Source organism: Arthrobacter sp. 05T410, assembly GCF_056396505.1.
In genome coordinates, this window is sequence record NZ_JBFTLP010000002.1 from 426,669 (window position 1) to 441,961 (window position 15,293).

Sequence of the window (15,293 nt, forward strand, 5' to 3'; positions counted from 1 at the left end):
AGCGCAGTTTAGAGTGAGCGCAGTTTAGAGGGAGCGCAGTACCGATACGACCTTGCCCATGATGACGGCGTGGTCGCCCAGGATGGGCTCGTACTGGGTGTTTTGCGGCAACAGCCACGTGTGGCCGTCCCGCTGGCGGAAGGTCTTGACCGTGGCTTCGTCGTCCAGCAGGGCGGCGACGATATCGCCGTTCACGGCATCACCCTGGCGGCGGACAACCACCCAGTCGCCGTCGCAGATGGCGGCGTCGATCATCGAGTCGCCGGCCACCTTGAGCATGAAGAGTTCGCCATGGCCCACGAGTTGGCGGGGCAGCGGCATGACGTCCTCCACCACCTGGTCCGCGAGGATCGGCCCGCCGGCGGCGATGCGTCCGACGAACGGCACCATTGCCGTGTCAGTGGCGCTGGCGAGCTCGGTTACCGACAGGCCGCCGACGGCCCGCAAGGGGCTGGACTTCTCGATACCAGATATCGGTGTGGCCCCCTCGTCCAGGGTCAGCGGCATGAGTACTTCCATGGCCCGGGGCCGCTTCGGATCGCGCCGCAGGTAGCCGAGCTTTTCCAGTTGGGAGAGCTGGTGGGTCACGCTCGACAGGCTGGCGAGACCGACGGTGTCGCCGATTTCGCGCATGGACGGCGGGTAGCCCTTGTCCGTGACGGACCGCTGGATGGTCTCCAGGATTTTCTTTTGCCGGACGGTGAGGCTCTTGGGGGCCCGGGCGGGCTGCGGGCTCCGTGGGGTGGCCCTGCCGCCGGTGGCTTGTGCTGCCATGTTCGCCAACGCCTTTCCGTTCCGCCCGGCTGCCGTGGCTGCTGTCACCGGGAACTTCCGGCCTGAAATGTCAGACCCTGCTGATCAACTACGAATGAATTCCCACTGTTAGTTCGAAAGTGGGAGTTCGAAAGTGGTTGTCCTGTCCCTCAAAAATAGGCCAGCCGCAGACCTTTTTCAAACATTTGTTCTAGCGAGTCTCGACATCGTTCGTTAGTAAGTGCTAAAACAGAACCAGCAAGATTCGAATATGTGTTCGATTCCGACGATCTGGGTTCGCAGGCAATGTTCGGTTCTATGTTCGAAGGTTCGGCCGGTTGGCGGCGAGTACGTGAGTACGCCGGGCGGCAACTTATGGTCCAGGAGGGCTCAGTTCATGTCAGTTTCAAGCGCGTTTGACGGCACTAACATTCAGGGCGTCACGACCCGCCACCGTGGTGTTGGTCCGGGTGGCGCAGCGGATAGCCGCAGCATCGGACGCGGCAGCCTCGCCCAAAGCGGTTCCAGTCACGGCAACGTGTACCCGCTCAACGCCAGGCGCCGCGGCTCCGCGCAGTCGCGGGCGCAGCAAGGAGCCGCCGCCGCGGTTTCCGGCGGCCGGACCAAGCAGCCGCCGCTTCGGCTCACCCGGCGCGGACGCTTCGTCTTTTTCGGCGTCCCCCTGATTCTGCTGGCGGCGTTCATCCTGTCCTTCAGCGGATTCCTCAACGCTCCCGCGAAAGCGGCAGATTCCGCAGACCAGCTCTCGGTGACGCCGACCGTATCCGTCACAGTCCAACCGGGGGAGTCCCTCTGGGCCATTGCCGGGTCGGTGGCCCCGGAGCGCGATCCCCGCGATGTTGTGGCCGATATCGTGCAGTTGAACAATCTGGACGCCGCGCGTGTGATGCCGGGCCAGCAACTGTTTGTTCCGTCCAAGTAGCCACCCCCGGGTGCCGTCGCGGGCGTCACAGTTTCAGCGCCCGTCCCGCTACCACTTAAACTGGTCACGTGACTGACCAGCTTGAGCGCCTCAACCGACTGCCCCTCCGAACCAATCTGCGTGGCCTGCGTCCGTATGGCGCGCCGCAGCTGGACGTCCCCATCCTGCTCAACGTCAACGAGAACACCCATGGGGTCCCGGCCGATGTCCGCGCCGCGATTACCGAAGCCGTGAGCGCCGCCGCTGCCGGGCTGAACCGCTATCCGGACCGCGAATTCACCGAATTGCGCGAAGCCCTCGCCGAATACCTTGGCCATGGGCTGGACGCGGAGAACATCTGGGCCGCGAATGGTTCCAACGAAGTCCTTCAGCAAATCCTCCAGGCCTTCGGAGGCCCTGGCCGGACGGCCCTCGGGTTCCCTCCCACGTATTCGATGTACCCGCTGCTGGCCTCCGGCACGGATACGGAGTACGTCGTCGGGGTCCGCGCGTCCGACTATGGGCTCAGCGCGGAATCGGCGGCACAGCAAGTCCGCGAGCTTCAGCCCAACATTGTCTTCCTCTGTTCCCCGAACAACCCGACCGGCACGGGGCTGGGCCTTGATGTGGTCGAGGCTGTTTATGAGGCCGGCGAGGCCAGCCAGACCATCGTGATCGTTGACGAGGCCTATCACGAGTTCGCCCACGACGGCACGCCCAGTGCCCTCACCCTGCTGCCTGGCCGGGAGCGGCTCATCGTCTCGCGCACCATGAGCAAGGCCTTCGCCCTCGCGGGTGCGCGGCTCGGCTACATGGCCGCGGCCCCGGAGGTCGCGGATGCCCTGCGCCTGGTGCGTCTCCCGTACCACCTCTCCGCCATCACCCAGGCTGCGGCCCTGGCTGCCCTGCGCCACCGGGAGGCGCTCATGGCGGACGTCGAGGACATCAAGCGCCAGCGCGACCGGATCGTGTCGGAACTGACGCGGTTGGGCTTGACCCCGGCCGCGTCTGATTCCAACTACGTGTTCTTCGGCGGCCTCGAGAACCCCCATGAGGTTTGGCAGCGCATGCTGGACGCCGGTGTCCTCATCCGCGACGTCGGTATTCCGGGGCACCTGCGCGTCACCGCCGGCACTGAGACAGAAACCACAGCCTTCCTGGAGGCACTTGAACTCATCCTGGCCGGCTCCGCAAAGCCGCAGGCCTAGACTTGGTGGGGAGCCCAATCGTCCCCGCCAGATTGCCCAACACCCTGCCTTCTTCCAAAGGACACATCTACATGAGCACCACCGGATCCACCGCCGCCGAGGGCCGGACCGCACGCATGGAACGGACCACCAGCGAGTCCTCGGTCCTGGTCGAGATCAACCTGGACGGCACCGGCGTTTCAGACATCAGCACGTCGGTCCCGTTCTACGACCACATGCTGACGGCCCTCAGCAAGCACTCCTTGATCGACATGACCGTCAAGGCCACCGGCGACACCCACATCGATGTCCACCACACTGTCGAGGACGTGGCCATCACTTTCGGCGAGGTTCTGCGGACCGCTCTGGGCAACAAAGCCGGGATCCGCCGCTTTGGCGAGGCGACCGTTCCCCTCGATGAGGCCCTCGCGCAAGCTGTCGTGGACGTCTCCGGCCGTCCCTACCTGGTCCACGCCGGCGAGCCGGCAGGCCAGGAATACCACCTGATCGGCGGCCACTTTACGGGCTCCCTGACCCGCCACGTCTTCGAGGCGATCACCCTTCACGCCGGGATCTGCCTGCACATGAACGTCACTGCCGGGCGTGACCCCCACCACATCGTCGAGGCCCAGTTCAAGGCCTTTGCCCGTGCCCTGCGCGCAGCCGTCGAGCCGGATCCCCGCGTCGAGGGCATCCCGTCGACAAAGGGTGCTTTGTGACCGGCCCGGTGCTCCGCGACGGGGCCATCATCGACCCCGCCGCCGCGGCCAAGCCGGTCTCCCCGCAGGGAAAGCCCACAGTTACGGTGCTGGACTACGGCTCCGGGAATGTCCGGTCCGCCGTCCGCGCGCTGGAGCGGGCCGGCGCCGAAGTCATCCTCAGCTCCAAGCCTGAGGATGTCCTCAATGCCGACGGCCTCGTCGTCCCCGGTGTCGGCGCCTTCGAAACCGTCATGCGCGAACTCAAGGCCGTTGACGCCATCCGCATGATCGGCCGCCGTGTCGCCGGAGGCCGCCCCGTGCTGGCCATCTGCGTCGGGCTCCAAGTGCTGTTCGAGGCCGGCGTCGAACACGGCACCGAAGCCGAGGGCATGGGGGAGTGGCCCGGCAAGGTGGAACTGTTGCCTGCCGACGTCGTGCCCCACATGGGCTGGAACACCGTCGCCGTCCCCGAAGGGTCCAGGCTCTTCGCCGGGGTTGAGGACGAGCGCTTCTACTTCGTGCACTCCTACGGTGTCCAGAAGTGGGACTTCGACGTCATCCAGCCGCGGATGGCTGCGCCGCTGGTGACCTGGTCCGACCACGGTGCCCCGTTCATCGCGGCCGTGGAAAACGGCCCGCTGTGTGCCACCCAGTTCCACCCGGAGAAGTCCGGCGACGCCGGCGCCCGGCTGCTGCGCAACTGGGTCCAAAGCCTGCGCCCCGCAGCCCCGGACCGTACCGCAGCCCCGGAAGGGACCGCCTAGATGTGGTCCCTGGTGCTCATGGGCGTGGCCGGCCTGCTGGTTGGCGGCGGGATCTCCTTCCGCCAGCAGAAAAGTCCGCTCTGGGTGCAGATCGTTTTCTACATCCTCGCCGGCATGTCACTGCTGGCCGCCTACCTCCTGACCCTGCCGGCGTCCTGACCGCCCCTCCCACCCCCATCCCCAAGCTGAGGACTCCACGATGACCACCGAAACCCCGCTGCCCGTACTCGAGCTCCTGCCCGCCGTCGACGTCGTCAACGGACAGGCCGTCCGGCTCGTACAGGGCGAAGCCGGCAGCGAGACGAGCTACGGCACCCCGCTGGAGGCCGCCCTCAACTGGCAGCAGCAGGGGGCTGAGTGGGTGCATCTGGTCGACCTGGACGCCGCGTTCGGGCGCGGCTCCAACGCCGAGCTCCTGCGCGAGGTCGTCGGCCGGCTCGATATCAAGGTGGAGCTCTCCGGCGGCCTTCGCGACGACGAATCCCTTGAGAAGGCCCTCGACCTCGGCGTCGCACGCGTCAACCTGGGCACGGCGGCACTGGAAAACCCGGAATGGACGGCCCGGGTGATCGAGCGCTTCGGCGACAAGATTGCCGTCGGCCTGGATGTCCGCGGCACCACCCTCGCCGGCCGGGGCTGGACCAAGGAAGGCGGGGACCTCTGGGACGTGCTCGGCCGCCTCGAGGACGCCGGCTGCGCCCGGTACGTCGTGACCGATGTGACCAAGGACGGCACGCTCCAGGGCCCCAACGTCGAACTCCTGCGCCAGATGGTCGAGAAAACGGGCAAGCCGGTGGTCGCCTCCGGCGGCATTTCCAGCCTCGAGGATCTCAAGGTCCTGCGCTCCCTGGTGCCGCTCGGCGTCGAAGGCGCCATCGTCGGCAAGGCCCTCTACAATGGCAACTTCACCCTGCCCGAGGCCCTCGACGTCGCCGGCCGCCGCTAGCGGCGAAGGCGCCCATGACGCACTCCCACGACACCCACGACCCCAATAACCCCCACGAGACAGTGCAGGCAGGGACCGGGGCCGGTCCCATCCGGCATCTGCCCGGGCATATCGCGGCGGCCCTTGCCGGCGCCGGCGGGGCCACGGACTCCGCCGGCCAACCCTGGGCTGGGCGCAGCCTGTCCGGCAATGACGCCAAGATCCATAATTTCGACGACGACGACGGCACCGCCGACGCCGGCTATCTGGCGGCTTTGTCCGACCTCGCCGCGGGCACTGGCGACGAGGCGGCCGTGGTGGCCGCGCTGGCCACCGCCCGGGTGTTCGTGCCAATTCTCGCCCAGCTCGCCGAAGAGGGCGAGGCCGCGGCCGGGCCCAACGGGGATCCGCTGCACTCGGACAAGCAGGCCGACATGGCCCTGGTGACGCTCAAGGCGCCGGACGGGCGGACGGCCATGCCGGTGTTCACCTCGGCGGCGTCACTGACGGCGTGGCACCCGGAGGCCAGGCCGGTCGCCGTGTACGCGGCCCGGGCCGCCTTGTCAGCGGTCGCGGAAGGCGCGGAGCTGCTCGTGCTCGATCCCGGCTCGGAAGTGACGTTCGTGGTCCGCCGGCCGGCAGTCTGGGCCCTCGCCCAGCAGCAGCCATGGACGCCGTCATACGCCGATCCCGATCTCGCGGGGGCACTCGGGGAAAGCGCGGTTGGCTTTCCGGCGGTCCGCCGTGTTGAAATTCATCTGGGGGGTGGAGTTGCCTCGGCCACGGCCGATGGCAGGCGGCTCCCCGGTGGGGGAGCCGGCCCGGAACTCCGTGTGGTCCTCTACCTTGAAGACGGTCTCGACGCCGCCGGCGTGCAGTCGATCGTCGCCGGCCTCAATAACGCCTGGGCCCGGAATGAAATCTTTGCCGAGCGGGTTGATTCGATCGAGGTCAAGCTGCAGCGCGCAGCACCATAGCTGACGGCCCAACGGGGGGACCTCCCGGTGCTGCCGTGGGCAGTACCAGAAGGATATAGTCCGTGAATTTCGCGCTTTACCGTCAGCTGCTGGCGATCCGGCCCATCAGGCGCCTCCTGTTGGTCGGCATGATCGCCCGCATACCGCACTCGGCGGCCGGCGTCCTGCTGACCCTGCACATCGTCCTGACCCTCGGCCAGGGCTACGCCGCCGCCGGAGCGGCCGCCGCCGTGATGACGATCGGTATCGCCGTCGGCGCGCCCTGGCGCGGACGCCGGGTCGACACCGTGGGGCTGCGAAAGGCGCTGATTCCGTCTGTGGTCTCCGAGGCCGTGATCTGGTCGATCGTGCCGCACGTGTCCTACGAGGCCCTGTTGCCCCTGGTCTTCATCGGGGGCCTGCTGACCCTGCCCATCTTCAGCGTGGTGCGGCAGTCGCTGGGCGTTCTGGCCCCCGGGGAACAGCGCCGGACTGCCTTTGCGCTCGACGCCATCGCCACCGAGCTGGTCTTCATGATCGGCCCGGCCGTCGGAGCCGTCGTCGCCACCAGCGGCCAGTCCGTCCTGGGCCTGACAGTCGTGGGAGTGGCCACATCCGTCTCCGGGCTCTTCCTCATGTGGTTCAACCCGCCCACCCGGAGTGCTTCCCCGGACGCCGGGCTTGAGGCGCAGGAGCTGGAGTGCGCGGAAGCCGCAGTGGTCGCCGCCGCGCCGGCCCACCTGCAGGAGGCAGCAGCCGAACTGGCACCCCTGGCGGCCGCCGCCGAGGAGCGCCGCCGGCGGGGATCCGGCCTGCGCCACAGGGTCATCCACAACTTCAGCTGGTTCACCGCCGCCGTAGCCGCCGTGTTTGCCGTCGGCGCCGGTGCCGGCATGGTCCTCAGCGGCACCGACGTCGGCATCGTCGCGGCGCTCCAGACCGGCGGCCACCAGGCCGAAATCGGCATCGTGTTCCTCTTCTGGTGCGCGGCCTCGGTGGTGGGCGGCGTCCTCTACGGTGCCATGCACCGGGCCGTTTCCCCGATCCTCCTGTTGCTGGGGATGTCAGCGCTGACGGTCCCGATGGCCTTCGCGACCGACGTCTGGACGCTCAGCCTGCTCGCGTTGCTGCCGGGTCTGCTGTGCGCGCCGGTGTTGTCCGCGGCCTCGGAAAAGGTGGCCGAACTGGTGGATGAAAGCCGGCGTGGCGAGGCGATGGGCTGGTACGGGTCATCGCTCACCGGCGGAGTGGCCCTGGGCGCGCCGCTTGCCGGGCTGTTCATTGACCTCATCGGCCCGTCGGCCGGCTTCGTCTCAGTGGGGTTGGCGGGCGTGGCCCTCTGCCTGGTGGGACTGGCCCTGCAACAGGTCCGGCGCAGCCGCCTGGCCCGCGTCTGAACGCGGGCCTGCCGCCATTGCGCCACTCCGGGCACGCGCCCGGGCTTTGTGAACGGCAAATCCTGCGGACGGAAAATAACGACGCCGGCGGGCGGACCTGGGTGGTCCGCACGCCGGCGTTGTCCTGGCTGACGGGTGCTTAGTTGACGGGGCCGGTGTACTTCTCGCCCGGGCCCTTGCCCGGAGCGTCCGGGATGATCGATTCTTCGCGGAAGGCCAGCTGAAGCGAACGGAGTCCGTCGCGCAACGGTCCAGCGTGCTGTGAGCCGATTTCGGGCGCCGCCGCGGTCACCAGACCGGCGAGGGCGGTGATCAGCTTGCGGGCCTCGTCCAGGTCCTTGAGGTCCTGGGCATTTTCCTCGGCGGCGAGGCCGAGCTTTACCGCGGCGGCGCTCATCAGGTGCACGGCGGCCGTGGTGATGACCTCGATCGAGGGGACTTCCGAGATGTCGCGGATCTGCTGCGAGACGTCCGTCTGGGCTGCCGCGGGCTCGAAGACGTGGGAATTACTATCTGAAGTGCTCATGCTGGTAAGCTTGTCACAGACCGACTAAATGTCGTTATTCTCAAGCTTTTATAGAATGCAGTGTTCTGACTGGCAGTGCTTGTCACTGAAGTTGGCGCCCGGCGACGCATACGTGCGTTGAACGGGTGTCTTTCTGTAGAGTTGGCTTTAGTTTGCAAGCGGAGTTCTCTCCCACCCGCGTCAGCCGCGAAACTTCCTTCGGGAAGCCCCTCCTGTCAAGGAGTCAAGGTTGCCGGGTACCTGGTCGGGCACTACCTCGGACTCCGGTCCGCAGGAAGTGCATGTTGCCCCATTGAGGGCGGCAGTTCCGATCTCGAGGCCTTCGATTGCTCCGGCAATTGGGGGCCTTCTCTTTTTGCCGGTGGAATACCCCTCACGAACACAGGAGCTTTAACATTAGCGAGCCAAGAATCAATGAGCGTATCCGCGTCCCCGAGGTGCGGCTGGTCGGCCCTGCAGGCGAACAAGTAGGAATTGTCCGTATTGAGGATGCCCTGCGTTTGGCTGCCGAGTCCGATCTTGATCTCGTTGAAGTTGCACCGCAGGCGAAGCCTCCGGTGTGCAAGCTGATGGACTTCGGCAAGTACAAGTACGAAGCCGCTGTCAAGGCACGCGAGGCCCGGAAGAACCAGACCAACACGGTCCTGAAGGAAATCCGTTTCCGCCTGAAGATCGACACCCACGACTACGAAACGAAGCGCGGACACGCGCTCCGCTTCCTCGGTGCCGGCGACAAGGTCAAGGCCATGATCCAGTTCCGCGGCCGCGAGCAGCAGCGCCCCGAGATGGGCATCCGCCTGCTCCAGCGCTTCGCCGACGACGTCTCCGAAGTTGGTGTGGTGGAGTCCAGCCCGCGCATCGATGGCCGCAACATGGTCATGGTGGTTGGCCCGCTGAAGAACAAGGCCGAAGCCAAGGCGGAGGCCCGCCGCGCAACGCAGCGCGCAGAAGCCAAGGCTGAGAACGAAGCCAAGGCTTCGGGACGCGTCGATGTCTCCGGTGGCAACGCCCCGCTGACCCAGACGCTGTCGGACCTCCTGCCGGAAGGCTACGTCGTATCGCCGGAGGCACCCGCAGCGGAGGCACCCGTCGAAGAAGCCAAGGTTGAAGAGACCAAGGTCGAAGAGACCAAGGTTGAAGAAGCCAAGGTTGAAGCGGCTCCGGTCGAAGAGACCAAGGCCGACGAGTCCCCCGCCCAGGACGTGCCGGCGGAAGCCGCACCGAAGGCAGCCGAGGAGCCGGCAGCAGCGAAGGCTTCGGCGGCTCCGAAGGCGGCCGAGAAGCCGGCAGCAGCGAAGGCTTCGGCGGCTCCGAAGGCCGCCGAGAAGCCGGCAGCAGCCAAGGCTCCTGCGACTCCGAAGGCCGCTCCGGCCCCGGCAGCAGCGAAGGCTCCCGAGGAAAAGGCAGCCGCTCCGGCAGCAGCACCGAAGCCGGTTGCTGCTCCGAAGCCGGTACCCAGGCCCGCAGCGCCGAAGCCCGCCGCACGGCCGGCCGCCCCCCGGGCAGCCGCCAAGCCTGGCACCAAGAAGACCAACTAGTTCACGGCTGGCGGACAGCAATGTCCGGCAGCAGGCAACCAGCACGCCGCCCGCAGGGGTGGCTGCACGAAAGAGCTGCAGACTTTTCTGCGGATACGTAAGGAGATCGGTTCCCATGCCGAAGATGAAGACCCACAGCGGTGCTAAGAAGCGCTTCAAGCTGACCGGTACCGGCAAGCTGCGCCGCCAGCAGGCCAACCGCCGCCACTACCTCGAGCACAAGTCCTCCCGGCTGACCCGTCGCCTTGCCGGCGACAAGATCGTCTTCAAGGGCGACGCCAAGGTCATCCGGAAGATGCTCGGCATCTAAGTTCCAAGTTCTCTGACTGTTCGCCGCCTGGCAGCAGTCAACTACCAAAAAGGCTTCTCAGGCCAGCCGGACCGTTCCGGCAGTAGACGCTTGGGATCAGAAATTTTCTAAGGAGTACGCACGTGGCACGTGTGAAGAGGGCGGTTAACGCCCACAAGAAGCGCCGGGTTATCCTCGAACGCGCAAAGGGTTACCGCGGACAGCGTTCACGCCTGTACCGCAAGGCAAAAGAGCAGCTGCTGCACTCGTTTGTGTACAGCTATGGTGACCGTAAGAAGAAGAAGGGCGACTTCCGCCGTCTTTGGATCCAGCGCATCAACGCTGCATCCCGCGCCAACGGCCTGACCTACAACCGCCTGATCCAGGGCCTGAAGGCCGCTGAGGTTGAGGTTGACCGCCGTATGCTGGCCGAGCTGGCCGTTTCCGACGCCAACGCCTTCGCCGCGCTGGTCAAGGTCGCCAAGGACTCGCTGCCTGCCGACACGTCCGCTCCGGCCGTCCAGGCTGAGGCTGCTCCGGCTCCCAAGGCTGCCAAGAAGGCTCCCGCGAAGAAGCCTGCTGCCAAGAAGGCCGCCGACGAGGCTGCAAAGTAGTTCCTCCCGCAGTTGAAAGACTGTCTCGTTCAAGAGCCGGCTGGAATAGCCACTAAGGTTCTTATATGAACGAAACCGGGCGCCCGCAAGACTTTCCACTCTCCAACCCCCGAGCTGATCGGATGAGGAAGGTGGCACAGCTTGCCGGGCGCCCGGCCCGTTTAAAGCGTCGCGAGTTCCTGGCCGAAGGCCCGCAGGCGGTCCGTGAGGCCTTGGTCCTGCACCGGAAGAGGATCGCTGCGGGGGAGCCCGGCATCGTCTATGAGGTGTACGCCACCGAGGCCTGCCTGGATCGCCACCCGGAGCTGGAGCAGCTGGCCGAGGGAACCCACGCGCACCTCGCAACCGACGAAGTGATCGCTGCGATGGCGGACACCGTCACCCCACAGGGCATCATTGCCGTCTGCGGCTTCCTGGACGTCAGCCTTGAGCACGTGCTCGACACCGGCCCGCGGCTGATTGCCGTCCTGTGCCAGGTCCGGGACCCCGGCAACGCCGGCACCGTGTTGCGGGCGGCCGACGCCGCCGGCGCCGACGCCGTCATCCTGACCGGCTCGAGCGTGGACATCTACAACCCCAAGGCCGTGCGGTCGACGGCGGGTTCCCTGTTCCATCTGCCCGTTGTCCTCGGCGCGGAGGTCGAGGAAGTCGTGGCCCGCTGCCGGGAGCGTGGCGTCGGCGTGCTGGCCGCGGACGGCAAGGGACAACTGGACCTGGACCGTCTCCAGGACGAGAACGCGGCCCGCCGCCTGGGGGCATCCGCCGCCGAATCGGAGTACGCGTTGGAACAGCCGACCGCCTGGCTCTTCGGCAACGAGGCCCAAGGCCTGTCCGAGGACGAGATCGCGCTGGCCGACCACCGGGTGGCCGTGCCGGTGTACGGGGAAGCGGAAAGCCTGAACCTCGGCACCGCAGCCACTGTCTGCCTGTACGCCAGCGCCCGCTCCCAGCAAACCCCCTAGCCGCTCAGCAGGAAACCAGCGGGTCCGGCAGGAATTCCTGTCCGAAAAACGCAGGCCAAACGAAAGGCGGGGCCCACCGAATGGTGAGCCCCGCCGTCGTAGTGTCACTGCCGCCCCCACACAAAGTGTGCGGCCAGTGCCTTGAAGAATTAGGTGGTGGTCTTGTTGCGCCCTGTGATGGCGCCGTAGATGAACGCGGCCGCGAGGCCACCGACGATGGCCAGGAGCCAGGAACCGAGATTCCAGAATTCCATCTTGCCGCCGCCGAACAGCAGGTCCCCGATCCAGCCGCCAACAATCGCGCCGACGACGCCGAGCACGAGGCTGGTAACCCAGCCGCCACCGACCCTGCCGGGCAAGAGTGCCTTGACGATTGCACCCACTATGAGTCCGAGAATGATCCAGCCAAGAAAGCCCATGTCTCCTCCTACATATTTTTCGGCATCCAAATTGTGAATACCGAATATGGCTTCAAGCTAACATAGGGCGGATTGCTTGTCAGCAGGGGACTACCCAATCGTTACGTGGCAGCGTTGGTCCCCGCCGCGGTTCGGCGCCGGCCGGAAACCGGTACGGTATTCCTTGTGGGCGCTGGGTTCTTCCGGTGTTCGCATACACCCCGGAAGAACCCCATAAGGAGAAGCTCACGTGGCTGCAAATGGCGGTACCAAGGCGATTCTCGCGGCGCTGGCCGCAAACCTGACCATCGCCGTTTTGAAGTTCGTCGCCTACTTTCTGACGCTGTCCTCGTCCATGCTGGCCGAGGCGATTCACTCCCTCGCAGACTCCGGCAACCAGCTGCTGCTCCTGCTCGGCGGCAAACGCGCAAAGCGGGAAGCCAGCCCCGAGCACCCCTTCGGCTACGGCCGCGAGCGTTACATCTACGCCTTCATCGTTTCGATTGTGCTTTTCAGCGTCGGCGGCCTGTTCGCACTGTACGAGGCCTGGGGAAAAATCCAGCACCCGCACGCCATCGAAGGTGACTTCTGGTGGGTGCCGCTGGCCGTCCTGATCGGCGCGATCATTGCCGAGTCGTTCTCGTTCCGGACAGCGATCATCGAATCCAACCCCCTGCGTGGGAAGCAGAGCTGGGTTAAGTTCATCCGCAACGCCAAGCAGCCGGAACTCCCGGTGATCCTGCTCGAGGACTTCGGCGCCCTCGTGGGCCTGGTGTTCGCGCTCTTCGGCGTGGGCCTGACGCTCCTGACCGGGAACGGCATCTGGGACGCCCTCGGTACCGCGATGATCGGTCTGCTGCTCGTGGCGATCGCCGTGGTGCTGGCCATGGAAACCAAGTCCCTGCTGCTGGGCGAGTCGGCCACCCGCGATGACGTCGCCAAGATCCGCAGCGCGATCGAGGCCGGCGGCACCAGCATCATTCACCTCAAGACCATGCACCTTGGCCCCGAGGAGCTGCTGGTGGCGGCCAAGATCAGCATCGGCCGCTCGGACTCGGGCCAGGACATTGCGAAGGCGATTGATGACGCGGAGGTCCGGGTTCGGGAAGCCGTCCCGATTGCCCGGGTCATCTATCTGGAACCGGATGTGCAGCGCGTCAGCGCCCCCTGAGCCGCCCAGCCCACAGGGAGAACGGAAGCCCATAGGGAGAACGGCAGCCGCCAGATGGAACGGCAGCCCCTCAACAGAACAGCAGTCCTGCCCAGTGCATCACTGGACAGGACTGCTGTTCTTTTTGGAGCATCTGCACCCTGCTGCCTCGGCCTCTTCCTCTGCCGTTGGCGGGGTACCGCGGCCGAGGCTGTTCGGCCGCGGCTGTTCTGGCGGGTGGCGGGTGGCGGGGTGGCTAGGAGGCCAGCGGCCGCCGGCGTTCCACGGCGCCGCTGAAGGCGGCGACCCCGAGACCCAGCACGGCCAGGAGGGCGCCCACGAGCGCGGGGGCGACGTAGCCCCAGCCCCAGGCGATCACCAGGCCGCCCAGGAAGGCACCGAGGGCGTTGGCGACGTTGAGCGCAGCATGGTTCAGCGAGGAGGCCAGCGACGGTGCATCAGGGGACGCATCGAGCAGCCTGGTCTGCAGGGCGGGAACGAGCATGGACCCGGCGGCGCCAACGACGAACACCATGACCAGCGCGGACCAGGCCCAGTGGACGCCCACGGCATAAACCACGAGTGCCACCGCCGTGCCGGGCAGGACCCAGTAAATCGTGCCCATGACGGATTTGTCGGCGATCCGGCCGCCAACGATGTTGCCCACCACCATGCCCACGCCGTACAGGGCCACGACCAGCGGCAGCCAGGCCGCCGGGAGGCCGGCGACGGAGGTCATGGTGTGCGAAATGTAGGTGTAGGTCGCGAAGAACCCGCCGAAGCCGACGATGCCGACCAGGATGGCAAGCCACACCTGCAGCCGCTTGAGCGCGCCGAGCTCCCTGCGGAAGCTGGCATCGGCGTGCGGTTTCTGGAACGGGACGAACTTCCACAGCATGAACAGCGTAATGATGCCGATCAGGCCCACCAGCAGGAACAGCAGCCGCCACCCGTAGCTCTGGCCCAGCCAGGTGGCGAAGGGGACGCCAATGACGTTGGACACCGTCAGCCCGGCCATGACCATCGAAATGGCCCAGCCCCGCTTGGTCGGCGCCACCAGGGAAGCGGCAATCACGGCCGCGACCCCGAAGAAGGCGCCGTGGGGGAGTCCCGCGGCGAACCGGGACACCAGCATGGAGCCGTAGTCCGGGGCGAGGAAGGAACTGAGGTTGGCGATGCTGAAGAAGAGCATGAGCCCGAGGGCCAGATACTTCCGCGGGAGTTTGGCCCCGACCGCGGCCAGCACCGGCGCGCCAATCACGACGCCGAGGGCGTAGGCCGAAATCAGGTGACCCGCCTCGGGCGTGCTGATGTTCAGGCCCTGTTCGATCTCCTTGAGCAGGCCCATCATGGTGAATTCCGTGGTGCCGATGCCAAAGCCGCCCATCGCGAGGGCAATGATTGCCAGGGCAACGTGACGGGTGCCGGACTTGGTCGGCGCCGGGGCGTGTGTGGTGGTTGTCATTCGTCTTTTCGGAGAGATTTTCCGGGAGAGGCCGGATGGATCGGACAGATAAATATGCTTTTAAGAACCGGGAGGGGACGCCGAATATTCCGGAAGGTGTCGTGGCGGCCGCCTCCACCATTGTCCCCTACCTGGGCTGGCCCTGGCCCTGGCCCTGGCCCCGGCCCCCGGGCGCCGGACCCTGCGCCCGCCTTAGACTTGAGGGCGTGACTGGACTCATAGGCGTCGTTGGCGGCGCAGTAGTGGACTCCCTGGCCGACCCGGGCATGCTCCTTGTGGCCCGGCGCACGGCGCCGCCGCAGTTTGCCGGAATGTGGGAGTTCCCGGGCGGAAAAGTCGAACCAGGCGAGGCCGCCGAGGACGCCCTGCACCGCGAGCTCCGGGAAGAACTGGGCGTGCTGGTGCGGCTCGGGGCGGAGCTGCCCGCGGAAACTGCCGCGGGCTGGCCGCTCAACGCGAAGGCGGCGATGAGGGTCTGGTTCGCGGAGCTCGCGCAGGGAGAACCCCGGCCGCTGGAGGACCATGACGAATTGCGCTGGCTCGACCTCCGCAATCCGGCAGGGGTCCTGGACCTGCCGTGGATCCCGGCGGACCTCCCCATCGTCGAGGCCCTCCTGGCGGCTGTGCAGGCCACAGGGCCGCGCGGAGTGGAAGCGGGCCTGGGCCGCTGACCGGACTCGCCGCCGCGCTTCGGGAGCCCGCCTCTCGCCAAACGGTCAGGCATGTGCCTACTCTGATCCCAACCG

Annotated in this window: 18 protein-coding genes; 14 read left to right on the forward strand and 4 right to left on the reverse strand. The window is 66.6% G+C overall.

Annotation, left to right across the window (positions count from 1 at the left end):
* Positions 1-24: 24 nt before the first annotated feature.
* Positions 25-774, reverse strand: coding sequence for a transcriptional repressor LexA (gene lexA, locus AC1DFR_RS04375; RefSeq protein WP_230008558.1), 750 nt, complete (start codon positions 772-774; stop codon positions 25-27).
* A 517-nt stretch (positions 775-1,291) separates the two neighbouring features.
* Here lexA and AC1DFR_RS04380 point away from each other — a divergent pair.
* From AC1DFR_RS04380 to AC1DFR_RS04415, 8 genes are all read left to right on the forward strand, one after another.
* Complete coding sequence (locus tag AC1DFR_RS04380) at positions 1,292-1,696, forward strand: LysM peptidoglycan-binding domain-containing protein (RefSeq protein WP_476849495.1); 405 nt, start codon at positions 1,292-1,294, stop codon at positions 1,694-1,696.
* 68 nt (positions 1,697-1,764) lie between these two features.
* On the forward strand, positions 1,765-2,883 hold the full coding sequence (locus tag AC1DFR_RS04385) for a histidinol-phosphate transaminase (protein WP_476872015.1): 1,119 nt from the start codon (positions 1,765-1,767) through the stop codon (positions 2,881-2,883).
* Positions 2,884-2,954: 71 nt separating this feature from the next.
* Positions 2,955-3,581, forward strand: a complete 627-nt coding sequence (hisB, locus tag AC1DFR_RS04390; protein WP_476849457.1) for an imidazoleglycerol-phosphate dehydratase HisB — start codon at positions 2,955-2,957, stop codon at positions 3,579-3,581.
* On the forward strand, positions 3,578-4,327 hold the full coding sequence (hisH, locus tag AC1DFR_RS04395) for an imidazole glycerol phosphate synthase subunit HisH (RefSeq protein WP_476849458.1): 750 nt from the start codon (positions 3,578-3,580) through the stop codon (positions 4,325-4,327). Before hisB ends, hisH begins: the two co-directional genes overlap by 4 nt.
* On the forward strand, positions 4,328-4,486 hold the full coding sequence (locus AC1DFR_RS04400; RefSeq protein WP_164468561.1) for a hypothetical protein: 159 nt from the start codon (positions 4,328-4,330) through the stop codon (positions 4,484-4,486). It begins immediately after the preceding gene.
* Positions 4,487-4,526: 40 nt separating this feature from the next.
* A complete protein-coding gene (gene priA / locus AC1DFR_RS04405; RefSeq protein ID WP_079551296.1) occupies positions 4,527-5,273 on the forward strand; it encodes a bifunctional 1-(5-phosphoribosyl)-5-((5-phosphoribosylamino)methylideneamino)imidazole-4-carboxamide isomerase/phosphoribosylanthranilate isomerase PriA in 747 nt (248 codons plus the stop codon).
* A gap of 14 nt (positions 5,274-5,287) precedes the next feature.
* Positions 5,288-6,229 (forward strand): SseB family protein, encoded by a 942-nt coding sequence (locus tag AC1DFR_RS04410; protein WP_476872804.1) that lies wholly within the window; start codon positions 5,288-5,290, stop codon positions 6,227-6,229.
* Between the two features lie 62 nt (positions 6,230-6,291).
* A complete protein-coding gene (locus tag AC1DFR_RS04415; protein WP_028277241.1) occupies positions 6,292-7,605 on the forward strand; it encodes an MFS transporter in 1,314 nt (437 codons plus the stop codon).
* A 139-nt stretch (positions 7,606-7,744) separates the two neighbouring features.
* Here AC1DFR_RS04415 and AC1DFR_RS04420 read toward each other — a convergent pair whose 3' ends face one another.
* Complete coding sequence (locus tag AC1DFR_RS04420; RefSeq protein ID WP_476872805.1) at positions 7,745-8,131, reverse strand: DUF1844 domain-containing protein; 387 nt, start codon at positions 8,129-8,131, stop codon at positions 7,745-7,747.
* 437 nt (positions 8,132-8,568) lie between these two features.
* Here AC1DFR_RS04420 and infC point away from each other — a divergent pair, with 437 nt between their 5' ends.
* The 4 genes from infC (at position 8,569) to AC1DFR_RS04440 (ending at position 11,534) form a co-directional block, all read left to right on the forward strand.
* Positions 8,569-9,669, forward strand: coding sequence for a translation initiation factor IF-3 (gene infC, locus AC1DFR_RS04425; protein WP_476872806.1), 1,101 nt, complete (start codon positions 8,569-8,571; stop codon positions 9,667-9,669).
* 115 nt (positions 9,670-9,784) lie between these two features.
* Positions 9,785-9,979: a 50S ribosomal protein L35 gene (gene rpmI, locus AC1DFR_RS04430; protein WP_003798720.1), complete on the forward strand. Its 195-nt coding sequence runs from the start codon at positions 9,785-9,787 to the stop codon at positions 9,977-9,979.
* A 122-nt stretch (positions 9,980-10,101) separates the two neighbouring features.
* Positions 10,102-10,572: a 50S ribosomal protein L20 gene (gene rplT, locus AC1DFR_RS04435; RefSeq protein WP_028277244.1), complete on the forward strand. Its 471-nt coding sequence runs from the start codon at positions 10,102-10,104 to the stop codon at positions 10,570-10,572.
* A 65-nt stretch (positions 10,573-10,637) separates the two neighbouring features.
* Positions 10,638-11,534 (forward strand): TrmH family RNA methyltransferase, encoded by an 897-nt coding sequence (locus tag AC1DFR_RS04440; RefSeq protein ID WP_476872807.1) that lies wholly within the window; start codon positions 10,638-10,640, stop codon positions 11,532-11,534.
* Between the two features lie 149 nt (positions 11,535-11,683).
* Here the strand turns inward: AC1DFR_RS04440 and AC1DFR_RS04445 are convergent, their stop codons facing one another.
* Positions 11,684-11,953, reverse strand: a complete 270-nt coding sequence (locus AC1DFR_RS04445) for a GlsB/YeaQ/YmgE family stress response membrane protein (RefSeq protein ID WP_230010760.1) — start codon at positions 11,951-11,953, stop codon at positions 11,684-11,686.
* 229 nt (positions 11,954-12,182) lie between these two features.
* On the opposite strand from AC1DFR_RS04445, the gene AC1DFR_RS04450 reads away from it, so the two are divergent.
* Complete coding sequence (locus AC1DFR_RS04450) at positions 12,183-13,103, forward strand: cation diffusion facilitator family transporter (protein ID WP_079551287.1); 921 nt, start codon at positions 12,183-12,185, stop codon at positions 13,101-13,103.
* Positions 13,104-13,338: 235 nt separating this feature from the next.
* Here AC1DFR_RS04450 and AC1DFR_RS04455 read toward each other — a convergent pair whose 3' ends face one another.
* Positions 13,339-14,547 carry an MFS transporter gene (locus AC1DFR_RS04455; RefSeq protein WP_476872808.1) on the reverse strand — a complete coding sequence of 403 codons (1,209 nt, stop codon included), beginning with the start codon at positions 14,545-14,547 and terminating at the stop codon, positions 13,339-13,341.
* A gap of 206 nt (positions 14,548-14,753) precedes the next feature.
* On the opposite strand from AC1DFR_RS04455, the gene AC1DFR_RS04460 reads away from it, so the two are divergent.
* On the forward strand, positions 14,754-15,218 hold the full coding sequence (locus tag AC1DFR_RS04460) for a (deoxy)nucleoside triphosphate pyrophosphohydrolase (protein WP_290370340.1): 465 nt from the start codon (positions 14,754-14,756) through the stop codon (positions 15,216-15,218).
* Positions 15,219-15,293: the final 75 nt, after the last annotated feature.